Source organism: Agromyces humi (assembly GCF_009720255.1).
Classification (GTDB): domain Bacteria; phylum Actinomycetota; class Actinomycetes; order Actinomycetales; family Microbacteriaceae; genus Agromyces; species Agromyces humi.
In genome coordinates this window covers 1-2,066 of sequence record NZ_WJSP02000528.1, presented here as the reverse complement: position 1 = coordinate 2,066, position 2,066 = coordinate 1, and the positions used below count along the sequence as shown (strand labels likewise).

At 72.3% G+C, this 2,066-nt stretch carries 3 protein-coding genes; all 3 read right to left on the bottom strand.

The genetic code is table 11. From position 1 onward, the window contains the following. Positions 1 to 832 (bottom strand): metabolite traffic protein EboE (eboE, locus tag GH736_RS21805; RefSeq protein ID WP_159607032.1); only part of this gene is annotated, 832 nt, incomplete at its 3' end. Beyond that, positions 832 to 1,707 (bottom strand): TatD family hydrolase, encoded by an 876-nt coding sequence (locus GH736_RS21800; RefSeq protein WP_159607030.1) that lies wholly within the window; start codon positions 1,705 to 1,707, stop codon positions 832 to 834. The genes eboE and GH736_RS21800, both read right to left, overlap by 1 nt. A gap of 2 nt (positions 1,708 to 1,709) precedes the next feature. Then, the coding region (locus GH736_RS21795) for an EboA domain-containing protein (RefSeq protein WP_203230902.1) at positions 1,710 to 2,066 on the bottom strand (357 nt) is incomplete at its 5' end.

Sequence of the window (2,066 nt, the reverse complement as noted above, 5' to 3'; positions counted from 1 at the left end):
GCACGCTGCCGTCGGGCTGCCGCTCGCGCGTCTGGTGGAGGTAGCGCGGCTCGACGAAGGCGGCGACCGCGTCGCGGCTCGCGGCATCCGACGGTCGCTCGACGTGCAGCGCCGCCGAGGCCTGCACCTTCACCACGCGCAGCCCGGCGTCGGCGATCTCGCGCACCGCGGCATCCGGATCGGCGAACGAGACGGCGAGGTGGCACGTGTCGAGGCAGACGCCGACGAACTCGGGGTCGACCTCGCCCGAGCGGGTACGCGGGGCCAGCCAGGACACCACGTCGTGCACCGTGTCGAGCACGCAGCCGGGCTCGGGTTCGATCGCGAGCCGCACGGTGCGGCCCGTCTCCGCGCGGAGGGCGCGGAGCCGGCGGGACACGTGCGCGAGCGAGGCCGTGGCCCGCCGGTCGTGGTCGGCCGTCCATGGCTCCCGCCATCCGAGCGGCAGGGTCGAGATGCTGCCGGCGTCCCCGTCGGGGAGGAGTTGGGCGAGCACTGCGGCGCAGTCCAGCGTGTGCGCGACGCGGCGTTCGTCGGTCCAGTCGGGTCGGTAGACGTCGAGCTTCACGACCTCGGCGTGGAACGCCCGGTACGGGAACGCGTTGACGGTGCGCAGGACCAGTCCGTTCGCGTCGAGCCGTGCGCGCAGGCGTTCGCGGTCGTCGGCGCTCGACGCAAGGCGGGCCGCGAGCTCCGCCGGGAGCCAGAGCCCCACGCCGAGCCGATCGAGGCCGGCGCGCTCCCGCACCGGACCGGCGAAGGCATCGAGCTGTTCGAGCACGCCCTCGAGATCCTCGGCGGGGTGCACGTTCGTGCAGTAGGAGAGCTCCATCAGACCCGGGCTCCCCGCAGCACGGAGTTGCCCTCGAACGTCGTCGGGGCGAGTGGCTCGTGCACGACGAATCCGGGCACCGGATCCAGGTGCAGGCGCCCGCTCTGCCCGTAGAAGGCGACGGGATTCTGCCAGAGCACCACGTCGACGTCGTGCTCGGTGAAGCCGGCGCCGAGCATGGCCTCGGCGGTCCTGCGGGTCTTCAGCGGGTCGGACTGCCCCCAGTCCGCGGCGGAGTTCACCAGCATCCGCTCGGTGCCGTACTCCCGGAGGATCGCGACCATGCGGTGCTCGTCCATCTTCGTGTGGGGGTAGATGGAGAAGCCCATCCAGCACCCCGAGTCGGCGACCTCGGCGACCGTGGTCTCGTTGAGGTGGTCGACCACGACCCGCTCGGAGCCGATGCCCGAGTCGCGCACGACGTCGAGGGTGCGCGTCGTACCGGCCGCCTTGTCGCGGTGCGGGGTGTGCACGACCGCCGGGAGGCCGACGTCGCGGGCCAGGTCGAGTTGGGCGACGAACACCTCATCCTCCTCGGGCGTCATCGAGTCGTAGCCGAGCTCGCCGACGGCGACCACGCCGTCCTTGGCGAGGTACCGCGGCAGCACCGCCAGCACCTCACGACAGCGCGGATCGTTCGCCTCCTTCGGGTTGAGGCCGATCGTGCAGTGGTGGCGGATCCCGTACTGCGCGGCGCGGAACCGCTCCCAGCCGATCAGCCCGTCGAAGTAGTCCACGAAGCTACCCACGCTCGTGCGCGGCTGCCCGAGCCAGAACGACGGCTCGACCACCGCCCGCACGCCCGACTCGTACATGGCGACGTAGTCGTCGGTGGTACGGGCGCTCATGTGGATGTGGGGATCGAAGATTCGCATGTTCATGCTCCTGACGTGGTGGTGATGGCGGCGAGGCGCGTCATGTCGTCGCTCACGGCGCGCCCCGCGGCCCGCCGTTCGGCGATGAGCGCGGCGGCCATGCGGGCGAGCTCCGGGTCGGCGCGGCGATCGAGCCCCGCGACGACGTCGAGCGGGAGCTGCATGAAGAGCGCCTTGAGGACGCCGTGACGCCAGCCGTGCTCGTCGAGATGGTCGGCCGCGAACGGGCCGAGCGCCGCCGCGACGAGGCGCGGATCGTTCGTGCGGAGCGCGTCACCGACGAGCTCGACGCCGACCACTGCGACCTCGGGTCCCACGTTCGGCGCGGCGTTGAGTCCGCGCAGCACGCCGCGCCGTTC